The sequence below is a fragment of the Fluviicola sp. genome, assembly GCF_039596395.1.
GTDB lineage: Bacteria > Bacteroidota > Bacteroidia > Flavobacteriales_D > Crocinitomicaceae > Fluviicola.
Genome location: NZ_JBCNJT010000001.1, coordinates 575,984 through 591,195, shown reverse-complemented (window position 1 = coordinate 591,195; position 15,212 = coordinate 575,984). Strand labels below are relative to the sequence as shown.

Sequence of the window (15,212 nt, the reverse complement as noted above, 5' to 3'; positions counted from 1 at the left end):
ACTCCTCGAAACCACCATAAACAGGGCGCTTCCTGTATTGTGTCGAATTAAAAATTTTTTAAAAATTTCAGTATACGTCATATACCGTATTGCGTGATTTTGAATTCCGTATCAATTTTGCTCCAGTTAATCATCATACTGCAATTATGAAAAAGTCCGGAAAACACTTCCTTTTAAGTTCGATCGCTGCACTGGCAACAAGCATTTCTGTTGCCCAGGTACAATGGCAGAAAGAATATATTTATTCCAATTATGCCGTCAACAATACAGCGGAAACTGCCAAAACCACCATCGAAACAAGTGACGGCGGATACCTCATCGGTGGAATAGCCGAAAAATCACCGCGCGTAGCCTATATGGCAAAAGTTGCTGCAAACGGAGACTCACTATGGGTCCGTTACTACGACGCTAATTACGGAGGTTTCAGCGGGCTTTCGAAATTATACCGCGATAACAACAATGAGCTTTTCGGGGTTTTCGAAAGTTTATACGGAAGACTTGCCTTTGTGAAACTAAACGAAACCAACGGCGATACGATCTCTAAATTCTACGGACCAATGGGACCTGCGTCCAACTACATCTACCTGGCACATACGCAGCTTGCCAACGGAGATTATGTGCTTTCCTATACCCAAAGTACAGCCTCCATTGTAAAACGCTTTACCCCCGGAAACCTGAATGCTGTATGGACTCACGACTATGCCGGTGAAGTCATTGCCGTAACTTCCATGATACAGGACGGATCAGATTTGGTAATGGCTGGTTATGTGGGCGCACCAAACTGGGAATACGACCTGGCAGTTACCAAACTGGCTGCTTCCGACGGGACTGTGCACTGGACCAAAAAATACAGAAGATATGCGCTTTGGAAAGATCAAAAAGTAGGTTTGGTAAAAAACAGTGCCGGAGATTACCTGGTTGCGGCGAGTTCCCAACAGAATAATAAACTCTATCCTTCCGTATTGAAAGTAGCCTCCAATAATGGCGATAGTTTATCTATTTCGATGTTGACTACTCACAACGGAAATCCGCTAAACTTAGGTTTTTGCGACAACCTCGTACCTTTTGCAAACGGATTTGTTGCAGCCGGAGAAATCGACCAAAACTTCAATGATGCTACCAATACTCCTCAAAACTGCGGACAAATGGCTTTATTCTGTATCAGCGACAACGGACAAATCCTGAATGCATATGCCATGAACCAGATCGGGCCTTACTATAACGGATCTATCTATACCGGTTCACATTGCTGGGGACTTTCCTGCATCGCTACTTCCGACAACAAAGTACTCGTAACCGGGAAAGGGAATTACAATGCGGAAAGTAACGGGTGGAATGCTGCCTTCGGTGATGCCTACCTGGTAAAGATCGCACCCGAAACACTGGGGTTAAACGAACACTCCGAACTGGCTGGTTTAACTGCCTGGCCGAACCCTTCCAACGGGACCGTTCAGATCTCTGCCTCTGAAATAATTGAAAAAGTAATCGTTTACAACCAACTGGGAGCTAAAGTACTGGAATTAAATGCTTCTGACAAAACAGTTACAATCGACCTGTCAGCTATGCCGGGAGTTTACTTTTACCAGGTTTACGGGAATCAGGCATCCGGTACCGGGAAATTAATCATTCACTGAATAAACTAGCTTTACCCCGCGGAAGAACAGGGACATGAACTTAAGAGACTTAAACTATTCTCTGTTCATCCGCGGGAAACAAAGCAATCGGATCTTAACAAAGTTTATTCCTTTTGCTTCCTGAATTGACGTAAATTATGAAGGTTAACCCACATAATTCGGGAAGTCATGAAAAAGAGTATTTCTATTTTCGAGTCACACGACCAGGCGGTCAAAGCACTTGAAACATTGCGCGAAAGCGGTATCGATATGTCCAAAGTTTCACTGGTTGGTCACGCCGAAGTAGTGGACGATCACCTGCACGTGAAATCCAATACTGCGTTAGTAGCCACCCCGGTTGCTGCCGGAACGGTTTTGGGAACAACACTGGGTGTGTTAACGGGAGTCGGGCTGTTTGCGATTCCGGGATTAGGTATTTTATTCGGTGCCGGAGCAGTTGTAGGGGCGTTGGCAGGTTTCCAGGTTGGAGTTCTGACCGGTGGATTCGCCTCTATTCTGGTAGACCTCGGCGTCAAAGACGACCACGTGGAATACGAACAACATTTGAAAGAAGGCCGTTTCTTACTCTTCTACGACGGAACGGATGCAGAAATCGATCACATCGAACACATCATTGAAGGAAGACATTTGGGCGTGGCGCGACACTAAGGATTAAAATGCCGAAATCGTCAATCCGTAAATGGAATAACCCAGCAAAAGCAAGGTCAGCAGTATTCCCAGGATTGAAGGAATGGGTAGATCGCGGATATTCACCGGGACTTTATAAGGTCTTTCTATCCCGGGCTTTTTCTTTCTCAATACCAATACGGCAATATTTACGAACAGGAAGGTAATAAATATGAAAAAGTTAGCGATCAACGCTACTGTTTCCAGTTTTCCGATTGCTGCAAATGCTATCATGGTTCCGGCTGCAAGTATCAGTGCAAAAACAGGTGTTTTACGTTTACCGGAAATGACTGAAAGTATGTTCAGTTTTTTATTTTCTTTCCCCAAATAAAGGAGTACGCGTGAACTTCCCATCATATTGGACAAAATCGTATTGGTAGTTGAAAACAAGGCGATAACAGATATAATGACTACCCCGGTTTTTCCCAATTCTTTGTTAACCACATCCGCCAGGGGATGCTTGCTTTCTCCTAACTCTTTCCAGGGTATTGCACTCACAGCACAAACTGCTACCACTAAGTAAACCACCATGACAATACTGCTTGCCAGGAAGAGTGCTTTGGGGATATTCTTTTCCGGCGACTTTGTTTCTTCACTGAGCTTCACGATTTCTTCAAAACCGATATAAGCAAAGTAACTGAGGGCAGCTCCCAGTAAAATGTGATTGAATCCGCCAGGCGGAGCTTCCAGGTAGTCGACCTTTCCAAGATACGGGTAAGCAGCATAAATCACCAGTACGAGTCCGCAAAATTCAATGATAGTAAAGATGATATTGACTATGGAAGACTGCCGGATACCACTGACGTTAACCAGCCAAACCAGACAAATAATCCCCAAAGCAGCAATGAATAAATTAATTTCCAGTAGCTGGGAGAAATAGCCTGCAAAACCAATAGCGACTGTAGAGCCGCTAATCATTCCGTTTATCGAGATAATTAATCCGAGGGCAACAGCCATCTTTCGATTAAATGCATGCTTTGCATACACGTATTCTCCGCCCGCACTCGGAAACATACTACTGAGTTCTGCATATGAAAATGCACTCATCAAGGCTGTTAAAGAAGCTATCGCAAAGGAAAGCCAGATCATATTCCCACTAAACCCGGCTACTTTGCCGGCGATGGCATAAATTCCCGCACCTAAAATTGATCCGGTACCAAAGAAAACCGCTTCGGTTAAGCCCAGTGTTCTTTTGAGTTTTGCCATACTTTTAGCTTCCTTCAATCACTTTTTCCAGTTTACCCAGTGCTTTCCCGATATCCGCTCCTTTACCGAGTACTCCTTTCCAGAGATCGCCTTTCTCCTTTAAGCGGTCGAAGATGGTGTAAATGGTATAATCTTTCGGGTTCAGGTGTTCGTTCACTTCTGTCCATTCGAGTGGAGTGGAAACGGTGGCACCCGGTTTTGGACGCACACTGTATGCAGCTGCAATTGTCTGGCCTTTGCGGTTCTGCAAAAAATCGATGTAAATCTTATCGCTACGTTTGGAAACAGTGCGTTCAGTACTTGTGGTGTCCGGAAGTTGCTGCTGCACGGCTGTTGCCAGCAATTCACCGAAGAGCTTGATCTCGTCGTAATTGTAGCGCTTTTTCAGCGGGATGTATACGTGAAGTCCGGTTGCTCCGCTGGTTTTGCAAAAGGTTGTTATCCCGATTTCCGCACAAATATCACGGATTTTCAAAGCGGTCCGGACCACTTCTTTGAAACCGATATTCCCGGGGTCCAGGTCCATAATCATGTAATCCGGATCATCCGGTTTGTCGAAGGTACTGTGCCACGGATTGATCTCAATACAGCCCAGGTTTGCCATGTAAACCAACGTTGCTTCGTTGTCACAGATCAGGTAATCCAGGTATTCATCATTCGATTTGGAATATTGCTTTTCGGTACGCAACCAATCCGGGATCTGGCTGGTATCCATGTCTTTCTGGTAAAAACCCTGTTTCGTAATCCCGTTCGGATGACGGTTCAACGACTCCGGCCTGTTTTTCAGGTACGGAAGGATGAATTTGCTGATCCGGCGGTAATAATCGATGATCTCGCCTTTGGTAATTCCTTCCTCCGGAAAGTAAACCTTGTTGCGGTTCGTTATCTTCAGCTTGTTCCCGCCGATGCTCCATTCCACATCGTTTTCTTCGTATTTGGCGGAAGCTGATTTCCGGGATTTCTTTTCCTTTGCCGATTTCACATCTGCTTTTACATCGTTATTCTTCATCACTTCTGATTCGTTTTTGTCTTCGCGCAAGCCCATAAAAACCGGAACGCGCAAATGTTTATCTGCTGTCCAGTTGGCAAACTCCACGTTACAAACCAATTCGGGTTTGATCCAGGTAGGTTTTCCCTTCTGACCGGTCATTTTCGGAGGTGAATCAAAAGGACTTTTCGGAATTTTCAATTTTTCAAACTTTTGATGCAATTCCTCCAGGGTTGCTTCCGTAAAACCCGTACCGCAATTCCCGATGTAAACCAATTTTCCTTTGTCATGGATTCCCAAAACCAACGACCCGAAAAATTTACGGCTGTTTTGCGGAGCGGTATACCCGCAAATAATGGCTTCCAGCGACTGGTGGTTTTTGAGTTTGAGCCAGGAATCGGCCCGCAAACCCGGAAAATAACCGCTGCTGCTTTCTTTGGCAATGATTCCTTCATAGCCCAGTTTGGTGAGCCGCTTCATCAATTCTGTTCCCTTTCCGGCTACTACCGGGGAAGGCTGAACATTGACCAGTTTCACCTTTCCGAAAACGGCTTCCAGTAATTCCCTGCGCTGGATAAAGGGCAGATGTGTAACCGGGTAGCCATTCAGGTAGAGAATGTCGAATAAATAATACCGTAAAACTCCTTTTTTGGTCGTCGTATAGTTTTGCAACAACTGGAAATTACTGATTCCTTTCTCATCCTCAATAACGATTTCACCGTCCAGGATCAGATCATCTTCAAACTTTTCAAGCTCGGGAATCAATGGCTGATACTGCTTATTGAAGGGATTTCCGTTCCGGGAAACAATTTCCACTTTTCCCTTGTTGATCTTTGTCACCGCGCGGTAGCCGTCGTATTTCGGTTCGTACATCCAATCGGGGTTGTCTTCGTGTGATGACGCGAGGGTTGCCAGCATGGGCTTTCTCAATTTCTCCCACGCTTTTTCGATATCGGTTTTCGGTAATTCCGGTTCCTCCTCCGTTTCCTGTTCATCAGATGCTTTCGGCTCTTTCAAAGCTTCCGGTTTGGAATCTGCTTGGGTTTTCTTTTTCGCGAATGGCTTTACCGGGTCAATCGAAGCAATGTCGTAACTTTTTACCGCATGCTCATCGGACTTTTTGATCAGCAGCCAGTTCTTGTCCGTTCCGTCGTTCATACGCACCAATGCAAACGCACCGTTGAGGTGTTTTCCTTTCAGCACGAATTTCAAATCGCCTTTATGGTATTGCTGAAGCAGCAATTTCTCTGCAGATTTCGAAGCATCGGGCTCCAATGGAACATACGTTCCGTTATCCCAAATCTCTACGATTCCGGCACCGTAATTTCCTTCCGGGATTTCCCCGTAGAATTTACCATAAGCCAGCGGATGATCTTCCACGTGAACAGCCAGTCTGCGTTCTCCGGCTTTCATCGACGGACCTTTCGGAACCGCCCAGCTTTTCAGCACGCCATCCATTTCCAGCCTGAAATCGTAATGCAAATGGGAAGCATGGTGGCGCTGAATCACGAAGGTCAGCTTTTCCGAAGCTTTTTCTTTTTTGCCGGAAGGTTCGGGAGTTTCCCCGAAATTCCGTTTTTTCCGGTAGAGATTGAGTGCCATAATCAGGATGCTTTGGATGATTTACCTTTCTCTAAACTGGCTTTAAGCTGCTCCATCAAATCTTTCGACTTGCTGTGAACCACTTTCAATGTCGGTATTTTTGACTTTTTACCCTTCGCTTTCGCCTTGATGATTTTCAGTAAGGAAGCGGCATATTCGTCCTTGAATTTATCGATGTTAAACGGACTCGTATACTGTTTGATGAGCGCCATCGCCATTTTCAATTCGGCGGGTTTCACCTCGGAAGCTGCCGGCAATTTGAGTTCGTCTGTATTACGTATTTCCTGGGCAAACCGGATTTTACTCAATACCAGTACATTTCCCCGCGGTTTCAAAACGGTGAGCGTTTCCGAAGTACGCAAAACAAATTGGGCTATTCCGACCTTTTTGGATTTCGCCAGTGCCTCCCGCATCAGGGCATAAGCTTTCACTCCCGATTTTTCAGGTTCCACGTAATACGAATTCTCAAAAAAAATGGTGTCGATATCGCTTTCATCCACGAAGTGATCTACCTGGATGATCTTGCTTTTCTCCGGTGCAGCAGCCTCAAAATCTTCCGGTTCCAGGAGAATGAATTGTTCTTTCAGCCTATAGGCTTTGGCAATATGTTCCCAGGCTACTTCTTTTCCAGTGTCTTCATTCACCCGTTTGAACTTAATATGGCTCATATCACGCGGATCGACCATGTCCAGATCCAACGAACTTTGCTGCGTTGCACTGTATAATTTTACGGGAATATTGACTAATCCGAAACTAATCGCACCCTTCCAGATTGCTTTCATAATTGAAAATTTAAAAGGAAGAATTGAAAAGGTTTAACCCTCTTTATTCTTACAAGTTCAGTAAAATGGAAAGCTGATGAATGTTCGGTGACTTTTCAATTTCACCATCTTCCATTTTCAATTCTTTTTATCGTCTTCCGAAACAACCGGTTTTTCTTCCATTTGTTTCCGTGCCATTGCTGCTACCTGCTGATTACTCATCAGTGAACTCATTACAATCTGGGAAGTCATTCCGGGAGCAACTGCATGCGGTTTCCCGCTCATCAATGCTTCAAATCCTACTTTTGCTACAACTGCCGGATCATCCACGTTGTCCGTCGCTTTCACGTTTTCGGCATGTGCACGCACAAAGAATTCCGTATCGGTTGGGCCGGGAATCAATGCAGTCATAGTCACGTTTGTATCTTTCAACTCATTGATCAGGGCATCCGTAAAAGAAAGCACAAACGCTTTCGTTGCCGCATAAACCGCTAACAAGGGTGTTGGCTGATAAGCAGCGATAGATGCCAGTTGCAGGATTTTCCCTTCATTTCTTTCCACCATTTCCTGCAGGTATAATTTGGTGAGATGGACCAGCGATGCCACATTCAGCTGAATGATTGCCAATTCTTCTTCCAGGCGTGTTTCCTTGAAAAAACCGTGTTCACCGGCCCCGGCATCGTTGACCAGGATACCGATCTGAATCCCTTTCTGTTTCACCTGGTCATACAACTGCTGTGCATTTCCTGCAACAGAAAGATCGCACGAAATGGGTGTAACCTGCGGAGAACCGATTTGTTTGAGCTCATCTGCCGTGCTTTCCAGTTTTTCCTGGTTGCGGGCAACAATGACCAGTTTGTACTGCTCTTTCGCGAATAAAAGAGCCAGCTCCTTCCCGATTCCACTCGTTGCACCGGTTATCAGTACTGTTTGTTTTGTTTCCATATTGATCTTTTTTTGACATTACTTCTTTTGTTACTGTCAGTTTTGTTCTACCCGGATCAAGTGTGGATAGGGAGTTCTTCCCTGGTCAATATATGCTAACTAACTAGCAGAAACTTTTATAACAATCTTAATGAGCTGTCTTCGTGATAAATGTCCAGTACCATTTTTCCCGTGTAATCGATTCCGGCGCGGTGCATGCGGTCACAATTGAAGGAGAACCCGACATTTCCTTCGGCATCCACACTGATCATTCCCACATCTCCGTTGATCGGGTTATCGATATTCCGGATGACGTGATCGCAAGCCGCCTGAAGCGACATTCCTTTCAATTCCATCAACAAAGCTACCCGGTGCGCAATCACGTTGATAATGATCAATTCTCCGTCGCCTGTACAGGATGAAGCAACCAGCGAATTTGCATAGCAGCCGGCACCGATCATGCAGCTGTCTCCTACTCTTCCCGGTAAACTGTTTGAAATACCACCAGTAGAAGTTGCCGAAGCCAGGTTCCCGGAAGCATCCAAAGCCACACAACCAACTGTTCCATGTCCGTAGCTTTTCTCTTCCTTCAAATCATTGATCTGTCTTTCAACAATGAAATAATCTTCCGGCATCAGTTCCAAAGCGTTCAATTCGGCGAGTTTCAATGCTCCATAACCCGCAATATGCACGTGTTTGGTATTACTCATGACTTTTCTTGCCAGGGAAATCGGGTTTTTTACTTGAGTTACCATCGAAACAGCGCCTGCTGCGAGGGTTTTCCCGTCCATAATAGCCGCATCCATTTCAACCTTTCCTTCTGAATTCAGAGCCGAGCCTTTTCCGGCGTTAAACAGCGGATTGTCTTCCAGTATCCTGACTGTAGCTTCCACAACATCCAGCGCTGACGCTCCTTTTGTCAATAATTCATGTCCCTGCTCTACGGCAGTTTTCAATCCTTCGAGGTACGCATCGTAATTCGCTTCAATGAATTCGCTGTTTTGCCCGGCACCGCCATGGATTGCAATTGCAATTTTATTCATCTTCTATCGGCTTTAAATGTGAATAACTTAATTTACAGGTATGGATGTTGAACTCGCAATTCCTTACCAGCAGATGCACCCGCAGGTTATCTACATAGATCGGATCGCCTTTTTCAACATCGCTCACATTGGTTTGTTCAATGTGCCGCGCATCAATAATGACTACCATTCCGGAGCCAAGACATTGCGCTTTTCGTCCTTTCCGGATTAATAAAGCGGTGTCTTCCCCCAGGCCGATACCCAATTGATTCGAATTCGAAATGACCGCGTGGGCTAACCGTCCGAACCGTCCTCTGCGGATAAAATGGGTGTCGATGATACATTCTTCTATCAGGCCTAATCCCGAACTGATGCGCAAATCATAGTCGATCAGTGCTTCATTGGTCCCGCCGCTTTGAATCATCAGTTTCGACATTACCATTGCACCGGCACTTGTTCCGGCTACGGTAAATTTCGGATCGTTTTTGTAGCGCCTGTAAATAGCATCGGATATCGGTGAGCCGCCGATAATGGTTGCGATCTTGAATTGATCTCCTCCGCAAAACATGATCGTATCGGCTTTATTCACCCGATCCAGGTACTCTGTGTTTTTTGTATCTGCAATCGTGTGAATATCCAAAAATCCGACATTCGTATAACCGACCTTACTGAAAGCCTTTTCATAAATGGCACGGATCTCCATAGGAAATCCGGTAGCCGTTGTGATGACTTCAATGCGGTCGTCCAGTGATTTTTCCGAGACCAGTTCTTTCAATATTTCAAGGTGCACAAACTGTTTGTTATGTGCAGCTATCGGAACCTTGTTCTCACCTTTATCTTCGGCTCCGCCAATGAGTAAAAGTCTGCCTTTAGGTACCATGTGGAGTGTTTATTTAATTAAGAAACTTTAGACATCGAGTAAAGCAGTTTTTCCTGGAGCTTTCTTACCAATTCAATGGAATGCTTTACATGATCCGCACAAACGAAAATGAAGGCGTCCTGCGGTGCATGGGTTACTGCAAATTCAATTGCAGAAGCTTCATCGGAAATGACTTCAACCCGCGGATGAGTGTTCACCGAATGAATCCCTTCCATGACCAAAGCGGTCAGTTCTTCATTGGTTCTACCGCGTCCGTCTTTATCGTGCCGGATAATGATCTCATCAAAAGTTGATGCTGCATATTTCCCCAGGTTCCGGATGTCTTCGTCCCTGCGATCTCCTGTTGCACCGATAATACAGATCTTGGAAGTCGCATCTACTTTATCCATGTACTTCTGAATACCTTCAAATCCTGAAGCATTGTGTGCATAATCAAGCATCAGCTGGCAATGAGCAAATTCGAACAGGTTCATTCTTCCCGGTGTCAATTCCGGTGAAGGAATAAATGAAGAAAGCGCTATACGGATATCTTCTATGGTGAATCCGGAAACAATGGCTGCAGCGATCGAAGGCAATACATTGGCCACCATAAATTCTGCTTTTCCGCCTAAGGTAATCGGAGTGCGGTTTACAGCCAGGATACGGATCACCGTTTCACCTGTTTGAACTACAAAATAGTCGTCCTGTACGAAAACAGCCATTCCTCCTTTTTCACAGTGTTCCATAATACGCTCGTTATCCTGCTTCATGCTGAACAATACAACCATGGAAGAAACTGCATGACGCATGTTGTAAACCAGGTCGTCGTCTGCATTTAAAATGGAATATCCCTCTTCTGACGTACTTCTCGGAACTACTTCTTTTACCTGCGCATAATCTTCCAGCGTATGAATATCGCCCAATCCCAAATGGTCTTCCGTTACATTTGTCACAATACTTACATCACACTCATCAAAAGCCAATCCGGAACGAAGAATTCCACCGCGGGCACATTCCAGTACCGCGAAATCCACCATCGGATCAGCGAGAATGGTACGGGCACTTTGCGGACCGCTGCAATCTCCTTCCAAAATCGTATGTCCGTTGATGTAAACACCTTCCGTTGTCGTATAACCTACACTTTTACCTGCTTGCTGTGCCATGTGCGCAATGAGTCGCGTAGTGGTTGTTTTCCCGTTTGTACCGGTAATTGCCACAATCGGAATACGTCCGTTGGAATTGTCAGGGAAAAGCATATCGATAACCGGTTTGGCAACTTCCCGCGGAGTTCCGATAGACGGATGTGTGTGCATTCGGAAACCAGGCCCCGCATTTACTTCGATTACCGCACCGTTTCCTTTTCGGATCGGTTGTGTCACGTCTTTCGCCATGATATCAATCCCGCAAACATCCAGCTGGAAAAGGCGTGCAATACGCTCTGCCAGGAATACGTTGAAGGGATGAACGCTGTCTGTTACATCGGTTGAAGTTCCGCCTGTAGAAAGGTTTGCCGTTTTCTTAAGCATAATTTCTTTTCCCAAAGGAAGGATATCATCCAGTCCCAACCCAGCTTCTTTCAGAAGTGCCTTGGTGTGGTTATCGATCTTGATTTTTGTCAGCACTTTTTCATGCCCCACTCCGCGTTTCGGATTTTCGTTCTCTTTAGCGATCAGTTCACGGATCGTTAATTGTCCGTCACCTCTCACGCAGGCCGGAGTTCTTTTCGCAACCGCGATGAGTTTGTAATTGATCACCAAAAAGCGGTAATCTGCTCCCTCGACATATTCTTCCACGATAATCTTATCGGATATTTTCCATGCCTGGTTTGCAGCCTTCAATGCCACTTCTTTATTCCGGATGTTGGCTGTGATTCCTCTTCCGTGATTTCCGTCTATGGGTTTAATTACCCAGGGAAAAGGCAATTCATCGATGACTTCTTCCAATTCCTTTTTCGTGTAAATGGTTACTCCTTTCGGAACAGAAATACCGGCTTTTCCAAGTACTTCTTTGGTAAACCATTTGCAGGCAACAGATTCCACTGCCAGGTTTGTGGTCGTACCCATAACTGTGGCACGGAACAACTGCTGATTACGTCCGTAACCCAACATATACAACGAGTGATCATCCATCCGTGTCACCGGAATATTTCGGCGTATTGCTTCATCCAAAATACTCTGAGTACTTGGTCCCGGCACTTCATCCGCCCAAATATCCTTCAGGGTTTCAATCACATTTTTGACATCGAAAGCCTTTTGCTCTGCAATTGCTCTTACAAATTCTACCGCTGCTTTCCCGGCGTAAATTCCGGCTTCTTCAGATAAATAGGAGAAAACAACCTTATATACTCCGTATTCTCCGGTTGAACGGGTTCTTCCATACCCGCAATCCATCCCGGCGAGCACCTGGAATTCCAGTGCCACGTGTTCAATGACGTGTCCCAGCCAGGTACCTTCCTGCATGCGTTCGCAAAGTCCACCTGCTTTCCCCTCCGAACAACGGTGTTCGTAAAGGGACGGTAATGCTTTCATGATTCGTTCGTAGAATTTCGGAATCTTATTGGTAGGAAGTTCTTCATACTTCTCCAGGTCCAATTTCATTACGATTAGTTTCTGCCTGTAATTCGACCAATAATTAGGGCCGCGCATTACCTGTATGTTCTTTATTTCCATGGTTTATTTATTATAGTGTGTTCTATTTTTCAGGGCTAAAAACACATTTAAAAATCCTGCATTTCAATGGTCATCAGCCTTGTAGGTAAAAATAGAACTGTTGTGAAACTGCTCAATTACACAATTCTGCGGTCGATTTACATAAATCCTATAATTTGTTTTTTTTAAGAGATGTAGGATTTAGCGGAAAATTCTGAAAAGTTTACAAAAAATGTAAATTACTTGAGAAAAATGATTATCTTCGGGTACGTATGTGGTTGAACAGGAAAGTAGTACAAATCATCCGGTGAACTTGAAACGTTTGGTGGATGACGATTACAAACAACTCACAAAAAAGCCGATTTTATTTCAACTGGAAAACCTAGAAAGGAAAAGAGCTTTACAAACTCGTTTTAGAAGATGAGATACTTGGAGTTATCTCATGCTTGCATCATAAGTCAGAAGAAAGAATAGAAATTTCGCTGCTTGCGGTTTCCAGAGAGAACCGTGGGAGGAATAAAAAATATGATCGCATCGCCGGCAACTTAATTGGATTTGCCTGCAGAGAAGCTGTAAAACATCATGGATTTCGTGTCTGCGTTTCACTCGTTCCCAAGACCTCGTTAAAACGCCATTATTCTGACTCATATGGAATGATCGACGCCGGGAGGCAGTTATTTTTGGAAGGCACCGCATTATTAAACATATTAAGAAAATTTGAGCTATGAAAAAGAATCATTTAAACGATAAGTATACCGGTAAGGAATTGGCGGAATCTTTCGTATTCAGAAACAAATTAACTCCAGCTCAAAAAGAAGCGGCAAAAAAAGAGCTCAATGCAAAACGTCAGGAACTCGGGCAAGCTACTACGGCAAAAGAAATGCTTCTGTCCCGGTTATTGCAATTAAAATACCAAATGGAAGATTACTTAGCCAACTCCGATTATGACAACGCACGTACTTTCGGTTTTTTCCTAAAGGGTTATTTAGAAATGCTGAACAAAAAAAACAAAGAGTTTGCTGCCGATATAGACATCAATCAAACAGAATTGAGCCAGATTATTAATAATCACCGTTCTCCCAGTGAGAAAGTGATTATACGCCTGGAACTACATTCCAACAAAATTATTCCCGCAATTATGTGGCACAAGTTGGTCGAAAAGGAAAAGGAATATCAACTTATGCACGATTCAGAATTAAGAGCACGGGAAAAAAGCCATGTGCGCAACGCTTTAGCTATATAACGGCAAATCGATTCTATCAGTTAGTCAATCCGGGTTTAGATGCCCGGATTTTTTATTCCTGTAACTATTTTACGGGTAATCACGCTGCACATTTTTTATTAAAAAAAGCTAAAACGCTTTTCGGAACAGGCCTGTTTCGAAAACATGATAATCTCCCTGTCTAAATCCCGCAATACCCAGTAAAACCAAGCCTTTCTCAATTTTCAACTCGCCATTCGTCATCGCCGAAAGTGTGATTCCTGCAAATTCTCAAAAATTAAGTGTAACAGGATTTTTATCCAAGCTCCCGAATTTTAGTTCTCTCACAGATAGCACCTTAATATATTGGTATGTGGGTGTAAGAATAATTCTATAACCAAAAAAATGTATCATGAAAAGTGTAAGAATGACAGCAAGAAGAAGTTTGGCTTACTTAGGAGGATTAAGCCTTGGTTTATTTGTAATCAACGCATGTGGCGGTAATCCGGATGATCCGAAAGAGATTGCAGAAGATCAAAACGAAGAGCGTTTCGATGACAGAAAATCTGAAAAAGATGCCAACTTCCTGGTAGAAGCAGCTGCAATTAACCTGGAGGAAATTAAACTGGGGGAACTTGCTCAGCAAAAAGGGATGATGGATGACACCAAAGCATTGGGTAAAATGATGGTGAAAGAACATACAGCAGCATTGAAGGATTTGAAAAAACTAGCCGACAGTAAATCCATTACTATTCCGGAAGTTTTGACTGAAGACGGACAAGATGCCTACGATGACCTTAACGAGGAAAAAGGAATGAAATTCGACGAAGAATATGCGAGCATGATGGTAAGAGGACATAAATCTGCTATCCGCAAGTTCGAGAATGCTTCTTCCAATGCAGAAGATCCGGACATCCGAAACTGGGCTACATCTATGCTTCCTTCTTTGCGTGCACACCTTGAGAATTCAAATATCTGCAAGGACAAGGCTAAAGAAATGAAGTAAGAGATCCGCCGCGGCGGATTGATTTGGCGGGCCGTCATTGACGGCAAAAATTGTGTCGAAATCCATTTGAAAAATCAGTTTTGACTCACTAAAAAAGAAAAGTAATAACACATAAATACAAAACAAGATGGCAACAAATAATCAAGAAATCGTAGATTGTTTAAACAACCTGGTACAGATTAATAACGACCGCATTCAGGGATATTTAACTGCTTCGCAGGAAACTGACCAGGATGATCTGAAAAGTGTTTTTTCAGAAATGATGACAACCAGCCAGGAATGCCGTCGTGAATTGGTACAGGAAATTACCAAACTGGGCGGAACTCCGATAGAAGGTACAACTGTTTCAGGGAAACTTTACCGTGTATGGATGGATATCAAGGCGGCTCTTACCAGCAAAGACCGTAAAGCAATCCTGAATTCCTGCGAATTCGGTGAAGATGCAGCAGTGAAAACTTATCAAACAGAACTGGATAGCGAAACTTTGAAAGGAACTGAATACTTACAAGTTGTTCAGCAACAATATTCAAAGATCAAATCAGGTCACGATAAGATCAAGCAATTGCGCGATGCTGCCAATAATGCAGCTTAATTTGTTCAGATACAGGTTTTGACCTGTTCTAACACTATTCGTAAGGACTATCTTCATTTGGAGATAGTCCTTATTTTTTTGCACATGTTAAAGCAAAAAAAAG

General features: G+C 44.1%; 12 protein-coding genes. 5 read left to right on the top strand and 7 right to left on the bottom strand.

The features are described from left to right. Positions 1-146: 146 nt before the first annotated feature. Together ABDW02_RS02345 and ABDW02_RS02340 are read left to right on the top strand one after the other, a co-directional pair. The gene (locus ABDW02_RS02345; protein WP_343631751.1) at positions 147-1,634 is read left to right on the top strand and encodes a T9SS type A sorting domain-containing protein; all 1,488 of its coding nucleotides are present in this window, start codon (positions 147-149) and stop codon (positions 1,632-1,634) included. Between the two features lie 168 nt (positions 1,635-1,802). Beyond that, positions 1,803-2,282, top strand: coding sequence for a hypothetical protein (locus ABDW02_RS02340; RefSeq protein WP_343631750.1), 480 nt, complete (start codon positions 1,803-1,805; stop codon positions 2,280-2,282). Between the two features lie 3 nt (positions 2,283-2,285). Here the strand turns inward: ABDW02_RS02340 and ABDW02_RS02335 are convergent, their stop codons facing one another. From ABDW02_RS02335 to cphA, 7 genes are all read right to left on the bottom strand, one after another. Further along, on the bottom strand, positions 2,286-3,506 hold the full coding sequence (locus ABDW02_RS02335) for an APC family permease (RefSeq protein WP_343631749.1): 1,221 nt from the start codon (positions 3,504-3,506) through the stop codon (positions 2,286-2,288). 4 nt (positions 3,507-3,510) lie between these two features. Further along, positions 3,511-6,096, bottom strand: a complete 2,586-nt coding sequence (ligD, locus tag ABDW02_RS02330; protein ID WP_343631748.1) for a DNA ligase D — start codon at positions 6,094-6,096, stop codon at positions 3,511-3,513. Positions 6,097-6,098: 2 nt separating this feature from the next. Next, complete coding sequence (locus ABDW02_RS02325) at positions 6,099-6,878, bottom strand: Ku protein (protein ID WP_343631747.1); 780 nt, start codon at positions 6,876-6,878, stop codon at positions 6,099-6,101. Between the two features lie 117 nt (positions 6,879-6,995). Continuing rightward, entirely contained in the window at positions 6,996-7,802 is an 807-nt protein-coding gene (locus tag ABDW02_RS02320; RefSeq protein ID WP_343631746.1) for an SDR family oxidoreductase, read from the bottom strand. Positions 7,803-7,918: 116 nt separating this feature from the next. Beyond that, positions 7,919-8,824, bottom strand: coding sequence for an isoaspartyl peptidase/L-asparaginase (locus tag ABDW02_RS02315; RefSeq protein ID WP_343631745.1), 906 nt, complete (start codon positions 8,822-8,824; stop codon positions 7,919-7,921). Then, positions 8,817-9,683 (bottom strand): cyanophycinase, encoded by an 867-nt coding sequence (locus ABDW02_RS02310; RefSeq protein ID WP_343631744.1) that lies wholly within the window; start codon positions 9,681-9,683, stop codon positions 8,817-8,819. Before ABDW02_RS02310 ends, ABDW02_RS02315 begins: the two co-directional genes overlap by 8 nt. Before the next feature lie 17 nt (positions 9,684-9,700). Then, positions 9,701-12,331, bottom strand: coding sequence for a cyanophycin synthetase (cphA, locus tag ABDW02_RS02305; protein WP_343631743.1), 2,631 nt, complete (start codon positions 12,329-12,331; stop codon positions 9,701-9,703). Positions 12,332-13,034: 703 nt separating this feature from the next. Here cphA and ABDW02_RS02300 point away from each other — a divergent pair. The 3 genes from ABDW02_RS02300 (at position 13,035) to ABDW02_RS02290 (ending at position 15,109) form a co-directional block, all read left to right on the top strand. Further along, positions 13,035-13,553, top strand: a complete 519-nt coding sequence (locus tag ABDW02_RS02300) for a helix-turn-helix transcriptional regulator (RefSeq protein WP_343631742.1) — start codon at positions 13,035-13,037, stop codon at positions 13,551-13,553. A gap of 370 nt (positions 13,554-13,923) precedes the next feature. Then, the gene (locus ABDW02_RS02295; protein WP_343631741.1) at positions 13,924-14,517 is read left to right on the top strand and encodes a DUF4142 domain-containing protein; all 594 of its coding nucleotides are present in this window, start codon (positions 13,924-13,926) and stop codon (positions 14,515-14,517) included. Positions 14,518-14,644: 127 nt separating this feature from the next. After that, positions 14,645-15,109, top strand: a complete 465-nt coding sequence (locus tag ABDW02_RS02290) for a PA2169 family four-helix-bundle protein (protein ID WP_343631740.1) — start codon at positions 14,645-14,647, stop codon at positions 15,107-15,109. The last annotated feature ends 103 nt before the right edge of the window (positions 15,110-15,212 follow it).

What these genes read in the sequence shown, in the direction of transcription:
- ABDW02_RS02345 (WP_343631751.1), top strand. Translation starts at nt 147, where the DNA reads ATGAAAAAGTCCGGAAAACACTTCCTTTTAAGTTCGATCGCTGCACTG.
- ABDW02_RS02340 (WP_343631750.1), top strand. Translation starts at nt 1,803, where the DNA reads ATGAAAAAGAGTATTTCTATTTTCGAGTCACACGACCAGGCGGTCAAA.
- ABDW02_RS02335 (WP_343631749.1), bottom strand. Translation starts at nt 3,506, where the DNA reads ATGGCAAAACTCAAAAGAACACTGGGCTTAACCGAAGCGGTTTTCTTT.
- ligD (WP_343631748.1), bottom strand. Translation starts at nt 6,096, where the DNA reads ATGGCACTCAATCTCTACCGGAAAAAACGGAATTTCGGGGAAACTCCC.
- ABDW02_RS02325 (WP_343631747.1), bottom strand. Translation starts at nt 6,878, where the DNA reads ATGAAAGCAATCTGGAAGGGTGCGATTAGTTTCGGATTAGTCAATATT.
- ABDW02_RS02320 (WP_343631746.1), bottom strand. Translation starts at nt 7,802, where the DNA reads ATGGAAACAAAACAAACAGTACTGATAACCGGTGCAACGAGTGGAATC.
- ABDW02_RS02315 (WP_343631745.1), bottom strand. Translation starts at nt 8,824, where the DNA reads ATGAATAAAATTGCAATTGCAATCCATGGCGGTGCCGGGCAAAACAGC.
- ABDW02_RS02310 (WP_343631744.1), bottom strand. Translation starts at nt 9,683, where the DNA reads ATGGTACCTAAAGGCAGACTTTTACTCATTGGCGGAGCCGAAGATAAA.
- cphA (WP_343631743.1), bottom strand. Translation starts at nt 12,331, where the DNA reads ATGGAAATAAAGAACATACAGGTAATGCGCGGCCCTAATTATTGGTCG.
- ABDW02_RS02300 (WP_343631742.1), top strand. Translation starts at nt 13,035, where the DNA reads ATGAAAAAGAATCATTTAAACGATAAGTATACCGGTAAGGAATTGGCG.
- ABDW02_RS02295 (WP_343631741.1), top strand. Translation starts at nt 13,924, where the DNA reads ATGAAAAGTGTAAGAATGACAGCAAGAAGAAGTTTGGCTTACTTAGGA.
- ABDW02_RS02290 (WP_343631740.1), top strand. Translation starts at nt 14,645, where the DNA reads ATGGCAACAAATAATCAAGAAATCGTAGATTGTTTAAACAACCTGGTA.